The sequence below is a fragment of the Kribbella sindirgiensis genome, assembly GCF_004331435.1.
GTDB lineage: Bacteria > Actinomycetota > Actinomycetes > Propionibacteriales > Kribbellaceae > Kribbella > Kribbella sindirgiensis.
In genome coordinates, this window is the sequence record NZ_SJKA01000007.1 from 112,795 (window position 1) to 133,765 (window position 20,971).

Sequence of the window (20,971 nt, forward strand, 5' to 3'; positions counted from 1 at the left end):
CGAGCTGGCCGCGAGACCAGCACGCCAGCAGGACGGAACCACCAGATGGCTCCTACGGCTCACAGCCCGAAAATCGCCGGACAAGCGACCAAGCACCCGGCGTTGGCGATGTTGCGTGGCGCTCTGGTCGCCGCACTGGTCGTCGGTGTGAACGCCGCCGCCGTGTCCACGGTCGCCGCCGGTGTTCCCGGCCTCCTGGGTGCGCTGCTGGGACTGCTGACGGTCGTCGTGTTCTCCGGCGCCGGCCTGCTCGCGCTGCACCTTTCGCGCAAGACGTCCCCGACCATGCAGCTCGCCGTCGCGATGGCGTCGTACACCGGCCGGATCGCGATCTTCGGCGGTCTGCTCGCGCTCGCGCTGAACTCGGACGGCCTGGCCAGGCACGTGAATCTGACCGTGCTCGGCCTGGTCGCGATGGTCGTCGTGATGGGCTGGATGGCCGGCGAGATCTGGGCCTGGTCCCGGCTCCGGGTGCCGATCTACGACCTCGACAAAGAGGTGACGGCGTGAGCACCCTTCGTAACGATTCCCCTGCCCTGCCGGGGATTGGCGGGCCCGATGTGACCGCTTCTGTTGCCAACTGGTACGTTTCGGGTGCCAATGAGCGAGCACAAGGATCCGAAGCCATCACCCCCCAATTCGGGCGACGGCTGGCGGGTCCTGTCCTACTTGATCGGCGGTGTCCTCGTCTACGGGGCCATCGGGTTCGGGTTGGATCGCCTCTTCGGCACCCAGTTCTTGCTTCCGGTGGGCATCGTCCTCGGTGCCGGCCTCAGCATCTTGATGTTGCACTTCCGGTACGGGTCGCGGTCCTGACGAAGCCTGCGATGGATCGGATCCCTACCGGGTCTGACGTTGTTGACCGCCATGCCCTGAGCCGCCCTGCCCCTGAATTCCAGGCGTCCGACTTGAGCACGACGCGAGAGGAGACCCGGTGACCGCCGGCGTTCCGACCGAGTTCACCCCACCCGGTCCACAGAACTTCGAGACCACTCCGATCATCCACGGTGTCGACTGGTTCACCAAGCCCGTGCTGGTGGCCGCGCTGTCCGTCGTGGTGATCCTCTGGTTCTTCTACGGTGCGTCGCGCAAGGCCGCGATCGTGCCGAGCAAGCTGCAGTTCGCCGGCGAACTGGGCTACAACTTCGTCCGCAACTCCATCGCCCGGGACGCGATCGGCAGCGCGGACTACATGAAGTTCGTGCCCTACCTGTGCGGCCTGTTCTTCTTCATCCTGCTGAACAACGTCGCGGCGACGATCCCGCTGATCCAGTTCCCGACCTTCAGCCACATCGGCTGGGCGTACGTGGCCGCGGTCATGAGCTGGGTCATCTACAACGCGGTCGGCATCAAGAAGAAGGGCCTGTGGGGCTACTTCAAGCACCAGACCATGCCGGCCGGCGTGCCGGTCTGGCTGATGCCGCTGATGATCCCGATCGAGTTCATCTCGAACATCCTGGTCCGGCCGATCTCGCTGAGCCTGCGGCTGTTCGCGAACATGTTCGCCGGCCACATCCTGCTGCTGGTCTTCGTGCTCGGCGGCGAATACATGATCCTGCACTCCGGCAGCATCGCGATCGGCGGCGTCGGCATCATCACGCTGCTGATGGCGCTGGCGATCGCCGGGCTGGAGCTGTTCGTGCAGTGCATCCAGGCCTACATCTTCGTGGTCCTGACCGCGCAGTACATCGGCAGCGCGATCGCCGACGAGCACTGACCCGTACCACCCCGCAGTACCCCTAGACCGGTAGTAACGGAATCCCGGATAGCCGCTATCCGTACTGAAAGGAAACACCGCAATGGTGAGCAACATGGCTCTCGCAATCACCGGTGACATCGCCGTTCTGGGCTACGGCCTCGCTGCCATCGGCCCGGGTGTTGGCGTCGGCCTGATCTTCGCCGCCGTGATCAACGGCACGGCGCGTCAGCCCGAGGCTCAGAGCAAGCTGCAGTCGATCGCGTGGATCGGCTTCGGCGTCACCGAGGTGCTCGCGATCATCGGTATCGCCCTCGCCTTCGTGTTCAAGGGCTGACCCCTTCCCCCTGACTGACAGGACCCAGACATGCTGACGTTAGTTCTGCCGCTGACCGAGGCCGCGGACGAGGCGCCGAGCCCGCTGCTGCCGCACACGGCTGAGATCATCTTCGGCTTCGTCTTCCTGGTCCTCTTGGCCATCGCCTTCGCCAAGGTCGTCGTACCCAAGTTCGAGAAGGCGTACGCCGATCGGACCGCGGCGATCGAAGGCGGGATGAACGAGGCCAAGCAGGCCCAGGCCGAGGCGAAGGCCGCTTTGGACAAGTACAACGCGCAGCTGGCCGAGGCCCGGCAGGAAGCTGCGAAGATCCGCGAGGACGCCCGCGAGCAGGGTGCCCAGATCATCGCGGAGATGCGCGAGCAGGCGAACGCCGAGGCCGAGCGGATCGTCACCCACGCCCGCGCGCAGATCGACGCCGAGCGGGCGCAGGCGGTCGCCTCGCTGCGCGGCGAGGTCGGCACGATGGCGACCACGCTGGCCGGCCGGATCGTCGGCGAGTCGCTCGAGGACGAGGCCCGGCAGCGCCGGACCGTCGAGCGGTTCCTGGCGGAGCTGGAAACCTCGGAGTCCGCTCGTCAGGCTGTCGGAACGGACGGCTGATGCGCGGCGCGTCGAACGAGTCACTCGCCCGGGCCGAGCAGGCCCTGGCGGGTGCGACCCCGGCCGAGGGCCTGGGGAGCGAGCTGTTCTCGATCGCCAAGCTGCTGGACGGCAGCGGCGCGCTCCGGCGCGCCCTGACCGACCCGGCGCGGCCGGCCGCGACCAAGTCCGCACTGGCCGAGCAGCTGTTCGGCGGCAAGATCTCCGCCCAGGCGTTGGAGATCCTGTCCGCCGCGGTGTCCGGCCGCTGGGTCAGCGGCCGGGACCTGGGCAACGCCCTCGAGCAGCTCAGTGTCGAGGCCGAGGTGGCCTACGCCGACAGCCGGCGGAAGCTGGACGAGCTCGAGGACGAGCTGTTCCGGCTGGACCGGGTGGTCTCCGCCGAGCGCGCCCTGGCCGAGAAGCTGGGCGACCGGGGCATCCCGGCCGAGCACCGGCAGGAGCTGATCCGCGGGCTGCTGCAGGGCAAGGCCGACGCCACCACGGTGCGGCTGGCCGAGCGGGCCGTCGACGGCCGGGGCCGATCCTTCGCGGCGTCGATGCGGTCCTACCAGGTCGCCGCGGCGGCCCGGCGGAACGCGAGCATCGCGACCGTGCGGGTGGCCACCGACCTGACCGAGGCGGAACGCACCCGGCTCGCTACGGCACTCGGACGGCAGTACGGCCGGGACATCCAGCTGAACGTGATCGTCGACCCGAATGTGGTCGGCGGCGTCCGGGTGGACATCGGCGACGAAGTGATCGACGGAACCATCGCGGCCAGGCTCGACGACGCGCAACGGCGCATCGCGGGCTGAACCCCCTTAACGACATACAGCGGCGCTAAGGGTCGGGAAAGCCTCTTAGAGCCACAACAGGCCAGCAAGGGTCAAGGAAGCAGGAAACACAATGGCTGAGCTCACGATCAGGCCGGAGGAGATCCGGGACGCCCTGGATCGGTTCGTCACCGAGTACCAACCGGCCGACACCGCCGCCGAAGAGGTCGGCACCGTGGTCGACGCGGGTGACGGCATCGCGCACGTCGAGGGGCTGCCCTCGGTGATGACCAACGAGCTGCTCGAGTTCGAGGACGGCACCCGGGGGATCGCGCTGAACCTCGACGTCCGCGACATCGGCGTCGTCGTCCTCGGTGAGTTCGACGGGATCGAGGAGGGCCAGCAGGTCCGCCGGACCGGTCAGGTGCTGTCGGTGCCGGTCGGCGAGGGCTACCTCGGCCGGGTCGTCGACCCGCTGGGCAAGCCGATCGACGGCCTCGGCGAGATCCAGGGCCTCGAGGGCGACCGCGCGCTCGAACTCCAGGCCGCCGGCGTGATGGATCGCCAGGAGGTCCGGGAGCCGCTGCAGACCGGCATCAAGGCGATCGACGGCATGATCCCGATCGGCCGCGGCCAGCGCGAGCTGATCATCGGCGACCGCAAGACCGGTAAGACGGCGATCGCGGTCGACACGATCATCAACCAGAAGGCGAACTGGGAGTCCGGCGACCCGAACAAGCAGGTCCGCTGCATCTATGTCGCCATCGGCCAGAAGGGCTCGACGATCGCGTCGGTCCGCGGTGCGCTCGAAGAGGCCGGCGCGATGGAGTACACCACCATCATCGCCTCCCCGGCGTCCGACCCGGCCGGCTTCAAGTACGTCGCGCCGTACACCGGCTCGGCGATCGGCCAGCACTGGATGTACCAGGGCAAGCACGTGCTGATCGTGTTCGACGACCTGACCAAGCAGGCCGAGGCCTACCGCTCGATGTCGCTGCTGCTGCGCCGCCCGCCGGGCCGCGAGGCGTACCCGGGTGACGTCTTCTACCTGCACAGCCGGCTGCTCGAGCGCTGCGCGAAGCTGTCCAAGGAGCTCGGCGGCGGCTCGATGACCGGTCTGCCGATCATCGAGACCAAGGCCAACGACGTGTCGGCGTTCATCCCGACCAACGTCATCTCGATCACCGACGGCCAGATCTTCCTGCAGTCCGACCTGTTCAACGCCAACATCCGCCCGGCCATCGACGTCGGTATCTCGGTCTCCCGGGTCGGCGGCGCCGCGCAGGTCAAGGGCATGAAGAACGTGTCCGGCTCGCTGAAGATCGACCTGGCGCAGTTCCGCGCGATGGAGGCCTTCGCGATGTTCGCGTCCGACCTGGACGCCACCTCGCGGCGGCAGCTCGACCGCGGCCGGCGCCTGGTGCAGCTGCTCCGTCAGCCGCAGTACTCGCCGTACCCGGTCGAGGACCAGATCGTCTCGATCTGGGCCGGTACCAAGGGCCACTTCGACGAGGTACCGGTGAACGACGTGCTCCGCTTCGAGCGGGACTTCCTGGACTACCTGCGCCGCGACCACAAGGTGCTCGACGCGATCCGTGAGTCCGGGCTGTTCGGCGACGACGAGGCACAGGCCGTCACGGACGCGCTGAACGCGTTCAAGCCGACGTTCCAGACCTCCGAGGGCACGCTGCTCGGCACCGAGGCGGAAGCCGAGGCGATGGACGAGGGCGATGTGGAGCAGGAGCAGATCGTCAAGCAGAAGCGGGGCTGACCGATGCCGGCCAATCTGCGGGAGCTTCGTGATCGGAAGGCCTCGGTCTCGACGATCAAGAAGCTCACCCGGGCGATGGAGCTCATCGCGGCGTCCCGGATCGTCAAGGCGCAACAGCGCGCCCAGGCGGCCGGTCCGTACGCGCGTGAGCTCACCCGCGCCGTGTCGGCGGTGGCGACGTTCTCGAACGTCGACCACCCGCTGACCACCGAGAAGGAGAACCCGCGCCGAGCCGCGGTGCTGCTGATCACCTCCGACCGCGGTCAGGCCGGTGCGTACTCGGCCAACGTGATCCGCGAAGGGGAGCGGCTGAACCAGCTGCTCCGCGAAGAAGAGAAGCAGATCGTCCCGTACATCACCGGCCGTAAGGGCATCGCGTACTACGCCTTCCGGCAGCGCGAGATCGCGCAGTCGTGGGCCGGTGAGTCCGACAACCCGAGCTTCGCCCAGGCGCGGGAGGTCGCCGACGCACTGATCGAGGCCTTCCTGACCCCGACCGAGGAGGGCGGCGTGGACGAGATCCACATCGTCTTCACCCGGTTCGTGTCGATGCTCACCCAGCGCACGGACGTGATCCGCCTGCTGCCGCTGGAGGTCGTCGAGGGCGAGGAGGCACCGGCCGCCGACGACGTACTGCCGCTGTACGAGTTCGAGCCGTCGGCCGAAGAGGTGCTCGACGGACTGCTGCCGAAGTACGTCGCCAGCCGCATCCACTTCTGCATGCTGCAGGCGGCGGCGTCGGAGCTGGCCAACCGCCAGCGGGCGATGAAGTCGGCCACGGACAACGCGCAGGACCTGATCGAGAAGCTCACGCGGGACCTGAACCAGGCCCGCCAGGCCCAAATTACCCAGGAAATCAGCGAGATCGTCGGTGGCGCCAGCGCGCTGGCCGACGCGAACGCCGGGAGCGAGTGAGAGAGATGACTGCCACGGTTACCGAGAAGAACAACGAGGCGGGTGCCACCGGCATCGGTCGCGTCGCCCGGGTGATCGGCCCGGTCGTCGACGTCGAGTTCCCTGCGGACGCGATGCCGGACATGTACAACGCGCTCGAGGTGGACATCACCATGGGCGGCAACACCCAGACGATCACCCTCGAGGTGGCGCTGCACGTCGGCGACAACATCGTCCGGGCGATCTCGATGAAGCCGACCGACGGCCTGGTCCGCGGCGCCGAGGTGCGGGACACCGGCGCGGCGATCTCCGTGCCCGTCGGCGACGTCACCAAGGGCCGCGTCTGGTCCGTGACCGGCAAGTGCCTGAACCAGGACGAGTCCGAGTTCGAGATCACCGAGCGCTGGCCGATCCACCGCAAGGCGCCGGCCTTCGACCAGCTCGAGTCCAAGACCGAGATGCTCGAGACCGGTATCAAGGTGCTCGACCTGCTCACGCCGTACGTGCAGGGTGGAAAGATCGGCCTGTTCGGCGGTGCGGGTGTCGGCAAGACCGTTCTGATCCAGGAGATGATCTACCGGATCGCGCACAACTTCGGTGGTACGTCGGTGTTCGCCGGCGTCGGGGAGCGGACCCGTGAGGGCAACGACCTGATCACCGAGATGGACGAGGCCGGCGTCTTCAAGGACACCGCGCTGGTGTTCGGCCAGATGGACGAGCCGCCGGGCACCCGGCTGCGCGTCGCCCTGTCGGCCCTCACGATGGCGGAGTACTTCCGCGACGTGAAGGAGCAGGACGTACTGCTCTTCATCGACAACATCTTCCGGTTCACCCAGGCCGGTTCCGAGGTCTCCACGCTGCTCGGCCGGATGCCGTCGGCCGTGGGGTACCAGCCGAACCTGGCCGACGAGATGGGCGTGCTGCAGGAGCGGATCACGTCGACCCGGGGTCACTCGATCACCTCGATGCAGGCGATCTACGTGCCCGCGGACGACTACACCGACCCCGCGCCGGCGACCACGTTCGCCCACCTCGACGCGACCACCGAGCTCTCCCGTGACATCGCGTCGCGTGGTCTGTACCCGGCCGTCGACCCGCTGACCTCGACGTCGCGGATCCTCGACCCGCAGTACATCGGCCAGGAGCACTACGACGTGGCCGTCCGGGTGAAGCAGATCCTGCAGAAGAACAAGGAACTGCAGGACATCATCGCGATCCTCGGTGTCGACGAGCTCTCCGAAGAGGACAAGATCACCGTCGCGCGGGCGCGCCGGATCGAGCAGTTCCTCTCGCAGAACACCTACATGGCGGAGAAGTTCACCAACATCCCGGGTTCGACGGTGCCCCTGAAGGACACCATCGAGTCGTTCAAGAAGATCGCCGACGGCGAGTGCGACCACATCGCCGAGCAGGCGTTCTTCAACGTCGGTTCGCTCGACGACGTCGAGCGCAAGTGGGCCGAGCTGCAGAAGGAAAACTGAGATGGCCGATGAATCCGCGAAGCACCTCGAGGTAGCCCTCGTCGCGGCGGAGCGGACGGTCTGGCAGGGGCAGGCGAGGATCGTCATCGCCCGCACCACCGACGGTGACGTCGGTATCCTGCCCGGCCACGCGCCGTTGCTGGGCCTGTTGCAGGGCGGCACCGTCCAGGTGCGGACCGTCGACGACGAGTACTTCGTCGCGGCCGCGCCGGACGGGTTCATCTCGGTGGCGAACGACCGGGTCTCGATCCTGGCCGAGAACGCCGAGATGGGTCACGACATCGACCTCGAAGAGGCGCGTCGCGAGCTCGATCAGGCGCTGGCGACCGGCACCGACAGCACTGTCGACGCCGACGAACTGCGACTCGCCGAGGCGCGGGTCCGGGCCGCCGAGCAGACGTCCTGAACCCACCTGCCATAATCGAATATCGTCAGTAGCAGTACGGTTCTCCGGGGTGCCCGGGGTAGTACCGAAACACGGGCACCGGAAATGGGGTCGGCAAAGGTATGAGGGTAGTCCTCGATGTCGTCGGGGTCTGTCTGCTTGCCGCCGTACTGTTCATCGTTCTTGTCGCGTTCCGCCGTCGCTGGTTGTCCAGGGACGGCGGAACTTTTGATTGCAGCCTGCAGCTCGCGCAGAAGGAGCACGGCCGCGGCTGGGCTCTCGGCCTGGCCCGGTACGTCGGCGACGAGCTGCAGTGGTTCCGCGTCTTCAGCCTCGCCTGGTGGCCGAAACTCGTCGTCAACCGCCGCCAGCTCGAAGGCATCAGCACCCGCCGCCCGATGGGTAACGAGCCCTTGGTGACGTACGCCGGCCACGTCATCGTCGACGCCGATCTCCGCGACCGCACCGTCCACTTCGCGATGACCGAAGAAGCCCTCACCGGCGTCCTGGCCTGGATGGAGTCGGCTCCGCCGAGCACCCAGACCTACCTCTGAAGCGCCGTCAGCAGCATCGGTAGAGAGGTGTGCAGCTCGCGCTGCCAGTAGGCCCAGCCGTGCGTGCCCGGTCCGTAGAAGTTGGTCGTCAGGTGTTTCGCGCCGACCTGCTGCAGGCGGGCCGCGAGGGCCTGGTTCTGGCGGTTGAAGTCGGCCTCCAACGCGTCTGTCTTTCCTGGCGGGTCGAACGGCCCGGCGGTGCCGTCGCCACAGGAGAGGTAGACGGGCAGCGACTTGAGCCGGTGCGCCAGGTAGTACGGGTCGTGCGCCTCCCAGATCCGGCGCTGCGCGACCGGGTCGCCCCAGACCCGGAGCGGGTCATTGCCCTGCCCGGCGAAGAATCCCTTGATCCGGTTGATCGACTCGTCGTTCAGCAGCGGATGCGCGGAGCCGGAGTACGCCGCGGCCGCGCGGAACATGCCGGGATGGCGTGCGGCGTACAGCAGTGCTCCCTGGCCGCCCATGGAGAGGCCGGCCACGACGCGGTTCGAGCTCGCGCCCCAGCCGTGTTCCAGGAGGTGCGCCAGTTCGACGGTGTGGAACGTCTCCCAGGCCGGGTTGCCGCCGGCGCCGTAGTTCCACCAGTCGCTGTACCAGCCGTTCCAGCCGGCCTCGGGCATCACGACGAGGACCTTGCGCAGGCTCGGGATCTGCGCGATGTCGGTGCCGGACCAGGACGTGTAGTCCCCGCAGCAGCCGTGCAGCAGCCAGAACGTCGGCCAGTGCTGACGCCGGTCCGCCGGATTCCAGCCGTCCGGCGTGAGCAGCCGGACGATGACGGTGCGGCCGCCGAGCGCCTGCGACCGCACGGTCAAATCGGTCAGCCGGTCCGCGACCTGCTTGACCGCGACGACCTCGGCACCGCGCGACGCCGGCTGGGCCAGCACAGCCGGAGCGGCGGCGGTCGCCTGCGTGGGAGCGATCGGGGAGAGTCCGAGAAGCAGAGCGGCGACGAGCACCGCTCGCTGGGCGATCCAGGACAGCTGTCTGGGCACGAGCAACCTCCGGGGCGGGGGACCCGAGATTAAAACCAGGCGAGTTCATTACTCAAGGCCACGACCGAAATTCGGTGGGTGATTCGCCGTCCGTGTGCCAGGATCTCCGCCCATGGAGACATACTTCTTCCGCGTCGGCTAGCTTCCGCTGGCCTGTTCGAGGTTTCCCGCGGTCAGCGATGCGGGAGTGACCGGTTGGTTGTTCCCGGGTGCTATCCGGGAGATTCTCCATGCAGTTGGTGCTGGTGCGGACCGTCACGGGGTTGGAGCACCTGGCGGCCGAGGAGTTGGCCGTCGCAGGGCATCGGGTCGTCGAGGTCGGCAAGCGACAGCTTGTCGTCGAGCCCGCGACCGAGTCGATCACGGAGTCGCCGCCACGGCTGGCGGACGACTTGTTCGTTGTGTACGCCGCGATTGCGGATCCTGGCTGTACGAAGGCCGCGCTGACCGGTGCGTCCGACGCGCTTCGCCGGGGGCTGGAGTCGCCGGCTGATCGCGGCGCGTTCGCTGTGTCGGCGTCCTGTGTCGGAGTGCGGAACTTCAACCGCTACGACGTCGAGGACCTGGTAGGGGAGCGGTTGTCCCACCTGACCGGCGGCCGCTACCACTCACGCCGCCACGGCATCACCCCACCCGAGGAGCGCTCCGAGTGGCGAGTCGTCCTGGACGGCAAGACGATGTGGCTAGGCCTACGCCCGTACGCCGTACCCCTCCATCGCCGGGAGTGGCGCCAACACACGGTCCGAGGAAGCCTCCACCCACCCGTAGCCGCGGCGATGGCCCGGCTCGCGGCGATCGCGCCTGGGCACGACGTCGTCGATCCGTTCTGCGGCGCCGGCACCCTCCTCCTCGAAGCACACCTACTCGCACCGACCGCGACGTACGTCGGCCTCGACCGTGATCCCGCGGCGATCGAGGCCGCCCGCACGAACGGATCCCGAACCTCGGTCAGTTGGTGCGTCGGCGATGCGCGTCAGCTGAGCGTTCCCGCAGACCGCATCATCACCAACCCGCCCTGGGACGTCCGGCTCCCCATCGGCGACTTGACGCCGTACACCCGCCGCTGGCGCCAGTCCCTCCACCCCAACGGCCTCCTCATCACCATCCTCAACCACCACCAGACCTCACACCTGACCACCAACTGGACGATCCACGCCCAACACAACATCACGATCGCCGGCCGCCACCCACAGATAGTCGTCGCCGACCCCCGCTGAGCCAGGCACACTGCCCCGGCTCCACCTCGCCCACGCTCTAACCCACAGAGACGGATATCCCCTCGGCTTGGGGGTTCTCTGTTGGTGTGCGAGGGGAGAACCCCCAACACGAGGGGATATCCAGTCCCGTGCCGAGCCGACCGAACCACCCACGAATTGTCGTCGCTGAGACAGACTCCGGACGGGCACACTGTGCTGGTGGATGAGGACGTACTTCGCTGCTCGGTGCACGATCTCGTGCTGACCTTCCGCGACGGGCTGCGTGCTTTCGTCCCGATCGCAGACCGCCTGGTCATGCCGTGGCACGACGCGTACCAGCACCCGGATTGGGAGCGGGTGGCCTGGGCGATGTTCGACTCGATCGTGCGATCGCCGATCGAGATCGAGACCGGTCGGATCGACGGCGAGCACCCGCTCGTGAAGTACGACATCGACGTGGACTCGTACGTCGGGGCGAGTTGGATCGCCGTACACCTGCCGGACCGCGACGGCGCGCTTCCGATGATTCGGTTGACCTCGAACGACCTGCCGTTCGACTCGGTGCAGGCTGCGGTTGTGGACCCGGTGAGCCTGGAGCGGACGGATTCTGTCGAGGTGCCGCTCGAGGGGGTTCGGTTCGTTTACATCCGGCGGGCGGAGGGTGTTCCGGACGTCGAGGTACGGGCGATCGAGGCTTACGAATAGCTCGCCGGCTTCACGGTCTTGACATGCGCGCGTAACGTTCGTAGGTTCCTGCGCATACGTAAGAGCATCGATCAAATAGCTCATATATGAATGCTCATACGTATGAACGTGCAGCCGCTCTAGTTCTGGGGTGAGGGATATGCGCAGTCGGTGGCGGGTCTTGGTAGTGGTTGGTGCGCTGGTGCTGGCCGGGTGTTCAGGCCCCGCGAAGACGCCGGCCACCAACGCAGGTGCGGCGGTCGTCTACGGCAAGACCGACGGCGGTACGACGTTCGTCCGCAACTACAACGTGATGGGCCCGGCGACGGACAAGGCGCCGAACATGGAGCTCGTGTACGAGCCGCTGATGCGGGTCGACTACGGCGACGGCGGTGTCGTGAAGCCGTGGCTCGCGCAGAGCTGGGCGTTCTCGGACCAGGGCAAGGCGCTGACCATCAAGCTGCGCGGCGATGTCACCTGGTCGGACGGGCAGAAGTTCACCGCGGACGATGTCGTCTACTCGCTCGGTCTCCCGATCGAGAAGCCGGACTTCAGCATCGCGGGTATCACCTACAAGTCGGTCGCGAAGGTCGACGCCACCACCGTGAAGGTCGTGTTCGCCGAGCCGTCGTACGCGACCCTGAACCAGTTCGCGAACATCCTGCTCCCGATGGTCCCGAAGCACGTCTGGTCGAGCCAGAACCTGAACACCTGGACGAACCCGGATCCGATCGGCACCGGACCGTTCACGGTGCAGGAGTTCAAGCCGCAGCAGATCACCCTGCAGGCCCGCTCCGACTACTGGGGCGGCAAGCTCCCGATGACGACGTACAAGATCATCCCGACCAGCGCCGACGCGCTGAAAGCCCAACTGCTGAAGGGCGATATCGACTGGGCGTCGGCGAGCTGGCCGAACGGTGAGAAGGAGTACGTCGCCAAGGACCCGGACAAGCACCTGTACCAGCTCTACTCCAACGGCGGCGCGATGTCCGTGCTCTTCAACACCGCGAAGGCACCGTTCGACGACGTCCATGTACGACGTGCGCTCGCCCTCACGATCGACCGTACGGCGGTCGTCACCACGCTGCAGCGCCCCGGAACCGAGGCGGGGCCGACCGGTCTGTCCGAGCAGCTGTTCGCGGATTGGCTCGACCCGGCGTACAAGGGCAAGGTCCAGAAGGTCGACGCGACCGCGGCGAAGGCCGAGCTGGCCAAGGGCGGCTGGACGGTCGAGAACGGCGCGCTGGTCAAGGACGGCAAGCGGTACCAGCCGAGCATCCTGTTCAACGCCGACTGGGGCTGGGGCAACTACGCCGACATCCTGATCAACACCTGGAAGCAGACGCTCGGGCTGCAGGTGAAGGGCGCCGGCCAGCCGAGCGCCGGGTACTACGACAAGCAGAACCTGGGCCAGTTCGACCTGGTCGCCGCGTCCACCGGCGGCTCCGGGGTGTACGGCGTCTACCGCTTCCTCAGCAGCCGGTACCTGACCCCGGTCGGCAAGTCGGCCACGCTGAACCAGGGCCGGTGGAACGACCCGGAGACCGACAAGATCATCGCCGCCATGCAGCGCACCGACAACGTCGACGAGCTGAAGACGCTCGGCCGGCAGCTGCAGAAGATCGTCGTCGACAAGACCCCGTTCAGCCCGATCTACAACAACTTCTACTTCGTCGACATCAACGCGACCCGCTGGACCGGCTGGCCGACGCCGGACAACTTCGACCACATCCCGTTCGTCGGGATGGGGCCGGACACCATCCTGACGATGCTGAAGCTTCAGCGCCGGGGGAGCTGACCGTGCTGACTGTGCTGACTGTGCTGACTGTGCGGTGGGCGTTCCTGGCCCGGCGGCTGGGTTTCTACCTGGCCGCCGCGGCCGCCGCGATCGGCCTCAACTTCCTGCTGCCCCGGTTGATGCCCGGTGATCCCTCGTCCGCGATCGTCGAGGAGCTGGAGCGTGTCAGCGGCCAGCAGGTGCCGGCCGAGACACTGCTGTCGATCCGCGCGATCTTCGGCAACCCGCACGCCAACCTGGCCCAGCAGTTCGCCGACTACCTCCGCCAGTTGTCGCACGGCGATCTCGGCGTCTCCGTGGTCAACTTCCCGGTCCCGGTCGCCGACCTGGTCTGGCAGGCCCTGCCGTGGACCCTCTTGCTCGTCGGTACGACGACGGTCACCGCGTTCGCGATCGGCACCCTGCTCGGGGTCGTCGCGGGCTGGAAGGCGGGCAGCCGTCTCGACGCGATCCTCACGCCGTTCACGACGTTCCTGAGCAGCGTCCCGTACTTCTGGGTCGCGCTCCTCGCCCTCTGGGTGTTCGGTTTCGTCCTCGGCTGGACGCCGCTGTCGGGCGGGTACGACGCCGACCTGCCGCAGGGCTTCAGCCTCGCGTACGCCGGCAGCGTGCTCCATCACGGGGTGTTGCCAGCAGCAACGATCGTGTTCTCGGCCTTCGGCGGCTGGCTGCTCGGGATGCGGAACATGACCGTCACCACGGTTCGCGAGGACTACGTTCTGCTCGCCCAGGCGAAAGGGTTGTCGCCGCGGCGGGTGATGTTCCGGTACGCCGCCCGGAACGCGATGCTGCCGAGCTTCACCGGATTCGCGATGGCGCTCGGCGGCGTCGTCGGCGGGGCGCTGCTCACGGAGATCGTGTTCAGCTACCCGGGCATCGGCTACCTGCTCTACGAGGCTCTCCAGAAACGGGACTACCCGATGATGCAAGGCGTCTTCCTGCTGATCACGCTCGCGGTCCTGCTCGCGAACCTGGTCGCCGATCTCGCGTACGTCCTGCTCGATCCACGGATCCGGGCGCGGGGGTGACCATGCTCAAGAGCTGGAAGGTCCGGATCGGTCTGTCCATCCTGACGTTCTTCGTCCTGCTGGCCGTCTTCGGACCAGTGGTCGGCGGGGATCCCCGGGCGAACGACATCCAGGCGATCTCGCAAGCCCCGAGTTTTCAGCATCTCTTCGGCACCACCCAGTTCGGTCAGGACGTCCTCGCCCAGACCATCGCCGGCGCCCGCGGGTCGATGCTCGTCGGGATCCTGGCCGCCGTGATCGGTACGCTCATCGCGATCCTGGTCGGCGTACCGGCCGGGTACTTCGGCGGCGCGGTCGACAACGGCCTGAACTTCCTCACGAACCTGTTCCTGGTGATGCCGGTGCTCCCGCTGATCCTGATCGTGGCGGGTTACGTGCAGGGCACCGGGCCGTTCGTGATCGCGCTGATCATCGGCCTGTTCGGCTGGTCCGGCGGCGCGCGGACGCTGCGGGCGCAGGCGCTCAGTCTGAGCAGCCGTGACTTCGTGCTGGCGATGCGGATGGTCGGCGAACCGCATCGCCGGCTGATCTTCTGCGAGGTCCTGCCGCACCTGACCGGATGGATCTCGGCGATGTTCCTGCACGGCATGATCGGCGGCGTGATGGCCGAGGCCGGCCTCGCGTTCCTCGGCATCACGGACTCCGGGTCGATCAGCTGGGGCACGATGATCCAGGCCGCGCAGCAGCAGAGCGCCGTACTGCGCGGGCTCTGGTGGTGGTTCGTACCGCCCGGGTTGTGTATCGCGCTGATCGGTACGGCGGCGACGCTGGTGAACTTCGGCGTCGACGAGGTGTCGAACCCGAAGTTGCGCATGGCTCGCCGTTCGGTCGTCGTACGGACGCGAAAGGTGGCGGAGGCATGAGTGTGCTGACGGTGGAAGGGCTGACGGTCGAGTACGTGACGGGCGATCGGCCCGTTCGCGCGTGCGACGACGTGTCGTTCGAGCTGCGGCGCGGCGAGATCCTCGGCGTGGCGGGGGAGTCGGGGTCGGGGAAGTCGACGCTGATCACCGCGCTCACCAGACTCCAGCGGCCGCCTGCGGTGACCACGGCCGGCCGGATCGAGTTCCACGGCACCGACCTGGTCGGGTTGGCCCCAGATCAGCTCAGGAAGTTGCGCTGGACCTCGCTCGCGATCGTCCTGCAAAGTGCGATGGATGCCCTCAACCCGGTGATGCGGGTCGGCGCGCAGTTCGTCGACGTACTGCGCACCCATGACAAAACCCTGAACTCCAAAGCTGCGTGGGCCCGGGCGGCCGAACTTCTCGGCATGGTCGGTATCTCGGCCGACCGCGTCCGCGCGTACCCGCACGAGCTGTCCGGCGGTATGCGTCAACGCGCCAGTATCGCGCTCGCACTGGCCTGCGGTCCCGAGCTGGTGGTGATGGACGAGCCGACGACGGCCGTCGACGTGGTGATGCAACGCCAGATCCTCGCGCAGGTACTACGGCTCCGGAAAGAGCTGGGGTTCGCGGTCGTCTTCGTCACGCACGACCTGTCGCTGCTCCTGGAGCTCGCCGACCGGATCGCGATCATGTACGGCGGCCGCATCGTCGAGATCGGCACCGCCGAGTCCCTGTACACGAAGCCCCGGCACCCGTACACGCGCGGTCTGCGCGACTCGTTCCCGCCGCTCCGCTCGGAACTGCGCACGCTGACCGGCATCCCGGGCAGTCCGCCGGACCTGCGCGACCCGCCGCCGGGGTGCGCGTTCCATCCCCGCTGCCCGGACCGGTTCGACGGTTGCGACCAGCAACGACCCGGCCTGGTGACGATCGAGGACCACGCCGTCGCCTGCCGTCTGTACCCGTCGGGAGATGATCAATCATGAGCCAACCCGTTCTCGAGGCCCGGGCGGTCTCGAAGCATTTCGCCGCCGGCCGGTCGACGGTGCGCGCGGTCGAGGACGCGACGCTGGCGCTGCTCCCGGGCCGGATCGTCGCGCTGGTCGGGGAGAGCGGCAGTGGGAAGACCACGCTGGCCCGGCTGCTCGCGCGCTTCTACGCGCCGACGTCCGGTGAGATCCGGCTGCACGGCGAGGCGGTGCAGGGCAAGCCGCGCGAGTACTACCGCGCCGTACAGCTGATCTTCCAGGACCCGTTCGGATCGCTGAACCCGCTGCATCGGGTGCGGTACAACCTGGAGCGCGCGGTCAAACTGCATCACGCCGTACGGTCCAAGGCCGATCTCGACGAGAAGGTCGTCGAGTTGATCGAGCGGGTCAGCCTGGCCGAGTCGTATCTCGACAAGTTCCCGCACGAGTTGTCCGGTGGGCAGCGCCAGCGGGTCGTGATCGCGCGGGCGCTGGCGGTCGAGCCGAAGGTGCTGCTCGGCGACGAGCCGATCTCGATGCTGGACGTGTCGATCCGGCTCGAGATGCTCAACCTGCTCGAGCGGCTGCGCGCCGAGGACGGCCTCGCGCTGCTGTACATCACGCACGACATCGCGAGCGCGCGCTACCTGTGTGACGACATCGTCGTGATGTACGCCGGCCGGATGGTCGAAGGCGGCCCGAAGGAGGACGTGATCGCGGACCCGCTGCACCCGTACACGCAGCTGCTGATCGACTCGTCCCCCGATCCCGAGCGCGGTGACCGGAACAACCTCTTCGACGCCGAGGACCTCGGCGAACCACCGAGCCTGATCGACCCGCCGAGCGGCTGCCGGTTCCACCCGCGCTGCCCGGTCGCGATGGACATCTGCCGTACCCAAGCACCGCCACGGACCGAACTGACCGACGGCCGCTGGACCCATTGCTGGTTGCAGGAGAAGAAATGAAAGCACCACGACAGTCCGATGTCGCCCGGCTCGCGGGTGTCTCCCAGTCCGCTGTCTCCCGGGTGGTGAGCGGGGAGGTCGACCGGATCCCGGTGGAGACCCGGGACCGGATCCTGGCCGCGGTCAAGGAGCTCGGGTACGTACCGAACGCGGCCGCGCGGAACCTGCGCAACAAGCGCAACCGGCTGCTCGGCGTCCACACCTTCGAGGCCGTGTTCCCGCACGCCCGCGAGGACTTCTACTTCGAGTTCCTGCTCGGGATCGAGGAGCGCGCCGAGGAGATCGGGTACGACCTCGTGCTGTTCACCTCGACCGGCACGAGTGACGGCCGGCGCCGGATCTACCGCGACGGCACCAACCGGCTCAACCTCGCCGACGGGACCGTCCTGCTCGGTGCCGCGACCGATCGCGAGGAACTGGCCCGGCTCTGGCACGACGGGTACCTGTTCGTCCACATCGGCCGCCGCGAGGTGCCCGGCGCGGAGATCCCCTGCATCGTCCCGGACTACGTGACGGCCGCCGACCGGATCGTCGCGTCGCTGGCCGAGCGCGGCCATCGGCACCTCGCGTACCTGCACTCGGGGATCGACCAGGAGGCGTACGCCGATCGCCGGACGGGTTACCGCGCCGCTGTCGAACGGCTCGGTCTGCACGACCGTTCGCCGGGGCTGCGCGGCGAGCCGGGGCTGACCGAAGAGTGGCTGGACGAACTGGCGTCCGGACCGGAGACCGCGGTCGTCGCCGAGAACATCGGGCTGGCCGAACACCTCAGGTCCGGGCTGGCGGCGCGCGGGCTGAGCATTCCGGAGGACGTCTCGGTGGCGGTGCTGGAGGGCTCGGGTGACGAGCCCGGCCACCGCTGGGACTGCCTGGTGATCCCGCGCAAGGAGATCGGCCGGATCGCGATCGACGCCCTGGTGGCTCGGGTCGAGAACCCGGACGAGGAGCCCGTCAGCCAGTTGGTGGCCTGTGACCTGGTGGCCGGCGAAACCGTCGCCGACCCCCGACCGAAGGAGTGAACGGGTGGAGACTGATGTTCTGGTAGTCGGCGGCGGACTGGGCGGGGTCGCCGCGGCGCTCACCGCGGTCCGGCTCGGGCGCCGCGTCGTACTGACCGAGTCGACCGACTGGCTGGGCGGTCAGCTGACCAGCCAGCTTGTGCCGCCGGACGAGCACCCGTGGATCGAGCAGTACGCCGCCAGCGGGTACGCCGAACTCCGCCGTCGCATCCGTGACTACTACCGGCGCAACTACCCGCTGACGCCCGAGGCCGCGGCTGACCCGCTCCTCGATCCCGGTCTCGGCGTCGTCAGCCGCTTCTGCCACGAACCCCGCGTCGCCGCGGCCGTCCTGGCGGAGATGCTCGCCCCGTGGGAGGCGTCCGGCCGACTGGTGGTGTACCTCGAACACGAGCCGATCGCGGCGGCGACGACCGGTGACGAGATCGAGGCGGTGACGCTGCGGGATCTCAGGACCGGTGCCGAGCGGACGGTGTCGGCGACGTACGTCGTGGATGCGACCGAGCTGGGCGATCTGCTCGAGCTGGGAGGTGTCGAGCACGTGATCGGTGCGGAAGGTCGCTCGGAGACGGGAGAGCTGCACGCGCCGGACGTCGCGAATCCCCTTGATCAGCAGGCGTTCTCGTGGTGTTTCGCGCTGGAGCACCGGCCGGGGGAGGACCACACGATCGACCGGCCGGCCTCGTACGAGCACTGGCGGGACACGGTCGCGCCGTTCTGGCCTGGATCGCAGTTGTCCTGGACGGACGTCGTACCGGTGACGCTGGAGCAGCGGGAGTGGCGGCTGCTCGACGCGAACCCTGCGCAGCGGGCTCCGTTCTCGCTGTGGCGGTACCGGCAGATCCTTGCCAGTAGCAACTTTGTCGACAAGGCGATCCCGGATGTCACGGTGGTGAACTGGCCGCAGCTCGACTACTGGGAACAGCCGCTCCTCCCGGATCCCTCGGACGCGTTGGCCGCGAGCCGCGAGCTGTCGTTGTCCTTCCTGTACTGGATGCAGACCGAGGGCGGTTATCCCGGCCTGCGCTTGCGGCCGGACGTGACCGGTACCGCGGACGGTCTGGCCAAGGCGCCGTACATCCGGGAAGCTCGCCGGATCCAGGCCGAGTTCACCGTGCTCGAGCAGCATGTCGGTGTCGAGGCGCGGCCTGACGGTGCGGGCAGTGAGGTGTTCGCGGACAGCGTCGGGCTCGGGCGGTACCGGATCGACCTGCATCCTTCGACCGCCGGCCGGAGCTATGTCGACATCGAGGCGTACCCGTTCCAGATCCCGCTCGGCGCGCTGATCCCGGTCCGCGTCGACAACCTGCTCCCGGCGAACAAGAACATCGGGACCACGCACATCACCAACGGTTGTTACCGCCTGCACCCGGTCGAATGGAGTATCGGCGAGGCGGTCGGCGCACTGGTCAGCTTCTGCCTGACCGAAGGCCTGTCACCACGCAAGGTCCGTAACGATCCCACCCATCTGGCCGACTACCAGCGCCTCCTCACCGACACGCTGGGCACCCGGATTGCCTGGCCCGAGGAGATCCGCACCCATCGCGACTGAAGGGACCCACCCGTGCTCCGAAAGTCTTTGGCCGCCCTGTGCGCTGCGCTCCTGTTGTCAAGCACCGCTCTGGTGAACGCAACAGCGCAGACCACCGCCCTCCCCGCCCTGCACACCGAAGGCAATCGCATCAAGAACAGCGCCGGCACCAACGTCACCCTCAAAGGTGTCTCCGTCATCGCGCCCGAGCAGAACGACGTCTGCACCGACTGCAACAACAAGCCGATCAACGACCTGATCGACATGACGGTCTCGAACGGCTGGAACTCGAAGGTCCTCCGCCTGCTCGTCACCGAGGCGATCGGCAAGGACCTGAACGCCTACGACGCGACGTACATCAAGCCGTACGTCGACCACGCGGTGGCCAAGGGTCTGTACGTGATCATCGACCTGCACGTGGTGCGCAACTACGGTGACGCGGCCGGCGCCGTACCGCAGGCGGACGTGAAGGGGTTCTGGGACTTCATCGCGCCGCGCTACGCGAACAACCCGAACGTGTTGTTCGAGGTGTTCAACGAGCCGATCGCGCCGGACAACTGGGCCACCTGGAAGTCGTACATCCAGCCGGTCGTGACCTCGATCCGCTCGGTCGCGTCGAACGTGATCCTGATGGGCAGCCCGTCCTGGAGCACCCGCCTGAACGGCGCGCTGACCGACCCGATCACCGGCGGCAACATCGCGTACGTCTACCACCTGTACCCGAACCAGGGTCCGGCGACCGCGGCCAATCTCGATCCCAAGTTCGGTACGGCGGCCGCGACGCTGCCCGTCGTCCTCACGGAGTTCGGCTGGGACCCGTCACCGTCGGCGAACCAGGTCACGGCCGGTACGACGTCCGGCTGGGGACTCCCGCTCCGCCAGTATCTGGACGCGCGTCCGCAGATCGGATGGATGGGATGGATCTTCGACAACTTCTGGGCGCCGGTGATGTTCGACAAGAACTGGAACCTGCTGTCCGGTGAGTACCAGGGCGCCTTCGTCCGCGACTGGCTGGCCGGTGCTCCGGCGACGTCGCCGTGCTCGAGTCACCTGGCCCGGGGCGCGACGGTGACCGCGTCGTCGACGTACGACGCGAACTCGGGCGCGCCGAAAGCGGTTGACGGGTCGTGTGCGGACAGCGGACGCTGGATGTCGGCCGTCGGCGACACGGCGCCGGTACTCACAGTGGATCTGGGGACCTACAAGGATGTGAGTCAGGTGGACGTCTACAGCGGGTACGGGTACCCGAACGTTGCCACTGGCACCGTCCTGACCGCGTTCAAGGTCGAGGGCCACACCTCCGCCGGCTGGGTCCAGCTGGGCAGTTACACCGCCAACACGCGCGCTCTGGTCTCCACGCCGGTGACATCCGCGGCTCTCGACCAGATCCGGCTGACGATCACCGACCCGTCCGGAACCACCCCTGACATCGCCCGCGTCTACGAGGTGGCCGCCCACTAGGAGGA

Annotated in this window: 22 protein-coding genes; 21 read left to right on the plus strand and 1 reads right to left on the minus strand. The window is 67.7% G+C overall.

Going from position 1 to position 20,971, the window contains the following annotated elements; all coding sequences use genetic code 11:
* Positions 1 to 45: 45 nt before the first annotated feature.
* From E0H50_RS21210 to E0H50_RS21260, 11 genes are all read left to right on the plus strand, one after another.
* The gene (locus tag E0H50_RS21210; protein ID WP_131291239.1) at positions 46 to 510 is read left to right on the plus strand and encodes a Cg1360 family ATP-synthase-associated protein; all 465 of its coding nucleotides are present in this window, start codon (positions 46 to 48) and stop codon (positions 508 to 510) included.
* Between the two features lie 90 nt (positions 511 to 600).
* Positions 601 to 816: an AtpZ/AtpI family protein gene (locus tag E0H50_RS21215; RefSeq protein ID WP_131291241.1), complete on the plus strand. Its 216-nt coding sequence runs from the start codon at positions 601 to 603 to the stop codon at positions 814 to 816.
* A 118-nt stretch (positions 817 to 934) separates the two neighbouring features.
* Positions 935 to 1,717 (plus strand): F0F1 ATP synthase subunit A, encoded by a 783-nt coding sequence (gene atpB, locus E0H50_RS21220; RefSeq protein WP_131291242.1) that lies wholly within the window; start codon positions 935 to 937, stop codon positions 1,715 to 1,717.
* A 94-nt stretch (positions 1,718 to 1,811) separates the two neighbouring features.
* Positions 1,812 to 2,033: an ATP synthase F0 subunit C gene (atpE, locus tag E0H50_RS21225; RefSeq protein WP_198682801.1), complete on the plus strand. Its 222-nt coding sequence runs from the start codon at positions 1,812 to 1,814 to the stop codon at positions 2,031 to 2,033.
* A gap of 30 nt (positions 2,034 to 2,063) precedes the next feature.
* Entirely contained in the window at positions 2,064 to 2,636 is a 573-nt protein-coding gene (locus tag E0H50_RS21230; protein WP_131291244.1) for a F0F1 ATP synthase subunit B, read from the plus strand.
* Positions 2,636 to 3,433: a F0F1 ATP synthase subunit delta gene (locus tag E0H50_RS21235; protein WP_131291246.1), complete on the plus strand. Its 798-nt coding sequence runs from the start codon at positions 2,636 to 2,638 to the stop codon at positions 3,431 to 3,433. The genes E0H50_RS21230 and E0H50_RS21235 overlap by 1 nt, the downstream gene beginning before the upstream one ends.
* Positions 3,434 to 3,524: 91 nt before the next feature.
* Complete coding sequence (atpA, locus tag E0H50_RS21240; protein ID WP_131291248.1) at positions 3,525 to 5,162, plus strand: F0F1 ATP synthase subunit alpha; 1,638 nt, start codon at positions 3,525 to 3,527, stop codon at positions 5,160 to 5,162.
* Between the two features lie 3 nt (positions 5,163 to 5,165).
* Entirely contained in the window at positions 5,166 to 6,077 is a 912-nt protein-coding gene (locus E0H50_RS21245; RefSeq protein ID WP_131291250.1) for a F0F1 ATP synthase subunit gamma, read from the plus strand.
* Between the two features lie 5 nt (positions 6,078 to 6,082).
* A complete protein-coding gene (atpD, locus tag E0H50_RS21250; RefSeq protein WP_131291252.1) occupies positions 6,083 to 7,537 on the plus strand; it encodes a F0F1 ATP synthase subunit beta in 1,455 nt (484 codons plus the stop codon).
* Between the two features lies 1 nt (position 7,538).
* Positions 7,539 to 7,943, plus strand: coding sequence for a F0F1 ATP synthase subunit epsilon (locus E0H50_RS21255; RefSeq protein WP_131291254.1), 405 nt, complete (start codon positions 7,539 to 7,541; stop codon positions 7,941 to 7,943).
* 101 nt (positions 7,944 to 8,044) lie between these two features.
* On the plus strand, positions 8,045 to 8,476 hold the full coding sequence (locus E0H50_RS21260) for a DUF2550 domain-containing protein (protein ID WP_131291256.1): 432 nt from the start codon (positions 8,045 to 8,047) through the stop codon (positions 8,474 to 8,476).
* Here E0H50_RS21260 and E0H50_RS21265 read toward each other — a convergent pair.
* Positions 8,467 to 9,471 (minus strand): alpha/beta hydrolase, encoded by a 1,005-nt coding sequence (locus E0H50_RS21265; protein WP_131291258.1) that lies wholly within the window; start codon positions 9,469 to 9,471, stop codon positions 8,467 to 8,469. The two genes, E0H50_RS21260 and E0H50_RS21265, sit on opposite strands and share 10 nt — an antisense overlap.
* A gap of 230 nt (positions 9,472 to 9,701) precedes the next feature.
* Here E0H50_RS21265 and E0H50_RS21270 point away from each other — a divergent pair, with 230 nt between their 5' ends.
* The 10 genes from E0H50_RS21270 to E0H50_RS21315 all read left to right on the plus strand — a co-directional run bounded on the left by E0H50_RS21270 (position 9,702) and on the right by E0H50_RS21315 (position 20,966).
* Entirely contained in the window at positions 9,702 to 10,688 is a 987-nt protein-coding gene (locus tag E0H50_RS21270; RefSeq protein WP_131291260.1) for a methyltransferase domain-containing protein, read from the plus strand.
* 198 nt (positions 10,689 to 10,886) lie between these two features.
* Entirely contained in the window at positions 10,887 to 11,372 is a 486-nt protein-coding gene (locus E0H50_RS21275) for a hypothetical protein (RefSeq protein WP_131291262.1), read from the plus strand.
* Between the two features lie 139 nt (positions 11,373 to 11,511).
* Positions 11,512 to 13,149, plus strand: coding sequence for an ABC transporter substrate-binding protein (locus E0H50_RS21280; RefSeq protein WP_131291264.1), 1,638 nt, complete (start codon positions 11,512 to 11,514; stop codon positions 13,147 to 13,149).
* 2 nt (positions 13,150 to 13,151) lie between these two features.
* Positions 13,152 to 14,177 (plus strand): ABC transporter permease, encoded by a 1,026-nt coding sequence (locus E0H50_RS21285; RefSeq protein ID WP_238151121.1) that lies wholly within the window; start codon positions 13,152 to 13,154, stop codon positions 14,175 to 14,177.
* Between the two features lie 2 nt (positions 14,178 to 14,179).
* Positions 14,180 to 15,040, plus strand: a complete 861-nt coding sequence (locus E0H50_RS21290) for an ABC transporter permease (protein WP_131291266.1) — start codon at positions 14,180 to 14,182, stop codon at positions 15,038 to 15,040.
* Positions 15,037 to 16,008, plus strand: a complete 972-nt coding sequence (locus E0H50_RS21295; protein ID WP_131291268.1) for an ABC transporter ATP-binding protein — start codon at positions 15,037 to 15,039, stop codon at positions 16,006 to 16,008. Before E0H50_RS21290 ends, E0H50_RS21295 begins: the two co-directional genes overlap by 4 nt.
* A complete protein-coding gene (locus E0H50_RS21300) occupies positions 16,005 to 16,955 on the plus strand; it encodes an ABC transporter ATP-binding protein (RefSeq protein ID WP_131291270.1) in 951 nt (316 codons plus the stop codon). Before E0H50_RS21295 ends, E0H50_RS21300 begins: the two co-directional genes overlap by 4 nt.
* Positions 16,952 to 17,974, plus strand: a complete 1,023-nt coding sequence (locus E0H50_RS21305) for a LacI family DNA-binding transcriptional regulator (RefSeq protein WP_131291272.1) — start codon at positions 16,952 to 16,954, stop codon at positions 17,972 to 17,974. The genes E0H50_RS21300 and E0H50_RS21305 overlap by 4 nt, the downstream gene beginning before the upstream one ends.
* Positions 17,975 to 17,978: 4 nt before the next feature.
* Positions 17,979 to 19,526, plus strand: a complete 1,548-nt coding sequence (locus E0H50_RS21310; protein ID WP_131291274.1) for an FAD-dependent oxidoreductase — start codon at positions 17,979 to 17,981, stop codon at positions 19,524 to 19,526.
* A 72-nt stretch (positions 19,527 to 19,598) separates the two neighbouring features.
* Entirely contained in the window at positions 19,599 to 20,966 is a 1,368-nt protein-coding gene (locus E0H50_RS21315) for a cellulase family glycosylhydrolase (RefSeq protein ID WP_165547234.1), read from the plus strand.
* Positions 20,967 to 20,971 lie beyond the last annotated feature (5 nt).

Coding starts and splice junctions, on each gene's coding strand:
- E0H50_RS21210 (WP_131291239.1), top strand. CDS start 46: ATGGCTCCTACGGCTCACAGCCCGAAAATCGCCGGACAAGCGACCAAG.
- E0H50_RS21215 (WP_131291241.1), top strand. CDS start 601: ATGAGCGAGCACAAGGATCCGAAGCCATCACCCCCCAATTCGGGCGAC.
- atpE (WP_198682801.1), top strand. CDS start 1,812: ATGGCTCTCGCAATCACCGGTGACATCGCCGTTCTGGGCTACGGCCTC.
- E0H50_RS21230 (WP_131291244.1), top strand. CDS start 2,064: ATGCTGACGTTAGTTCTGCCGCTGACCGAGGCCGCGGACGAGGCGCCG.
- E0H50_RS21235 (WP_131291246.1), top strand. CDS start 2,636: ATGCGCGGCGCGTCGAACGAGTCACTCGCCCGGGCCGAGCAGGCCCTG.
- atpA (WP_131291248.1), top strand. CDS start 3,525: ATGGCTGAGCTCACGATCAGGCCGGAGGAGATCCGGGACGCCCTGGAT.
- E0H50_RS21245 (WP_131291250.1), top strand. CDS start 5,166: ATGCCGGCCAATCTGCGGGAGCTTCGTGATCGGAAGGCCTCGGTCTCG.
- atpD (WP_131291252.1), top strand. CDS start 6,083: ATGACTGCCACGGTTACCGAGAAGAACAACGAGGCGGGTGCCACCGGC.
- E0H50_RS21255 (WP_131291254.1), top strand. CDS start 7,539: ATGGCCGATGAATCCGCGAAGCACCTCGAGGTAGCCCTCGTCGCGGCG.
- E0H50_RS21260 (WP_131291256.1), top strand. CDS start 8,045: ATGAGGGTAGTCCTCGATGTCGTCGGGGTCTGTCTGCTTGCCGCCGTA.
- E0H50_RS21270 (WP_131291260.1), top strand. CDS start 9,702: ATGCAGTTGGTGCTGGTGCGGACCGTCACGGGGTTGGAGCACCTGGCG.
- E0H50_RS21280 (WP_131291264.1), top strand. CDS start 11,512: ATGCGCAGTCGGTGGCGGGTCTTGGTAGTGGTTGGTGCGCTGGTGCTG.
- E0H50_RS21290 (WP_131291266.1), top strand. CDS start 14,180: ATGCTCAAGAGCTGGAAGGTCCGGATCGGTCTGTCCATCCTGACGTTC.
- E0H50_RS21295 (WP_131291268.1), top strand. CDS start 15,037: ATGAGTGTGCTGACGGTGGAAGGGCTGACGGTCGAGTACGTGACGGGC.
- E0H50_RS21300 (WP_131291270.1), top strand. CDS start 16,005: ATGAGCCAACCCGTTCTCGAGGCCCGGGCGGTCTCGAAGCATTTCGCC.
- E0H50_RS21305 (WP_131291272.1), top strand. CDS start 16,952: ATGAAAGCACCACGACAGTCCGATGTCGCCCGGCTCGCGGGTGTCTCC.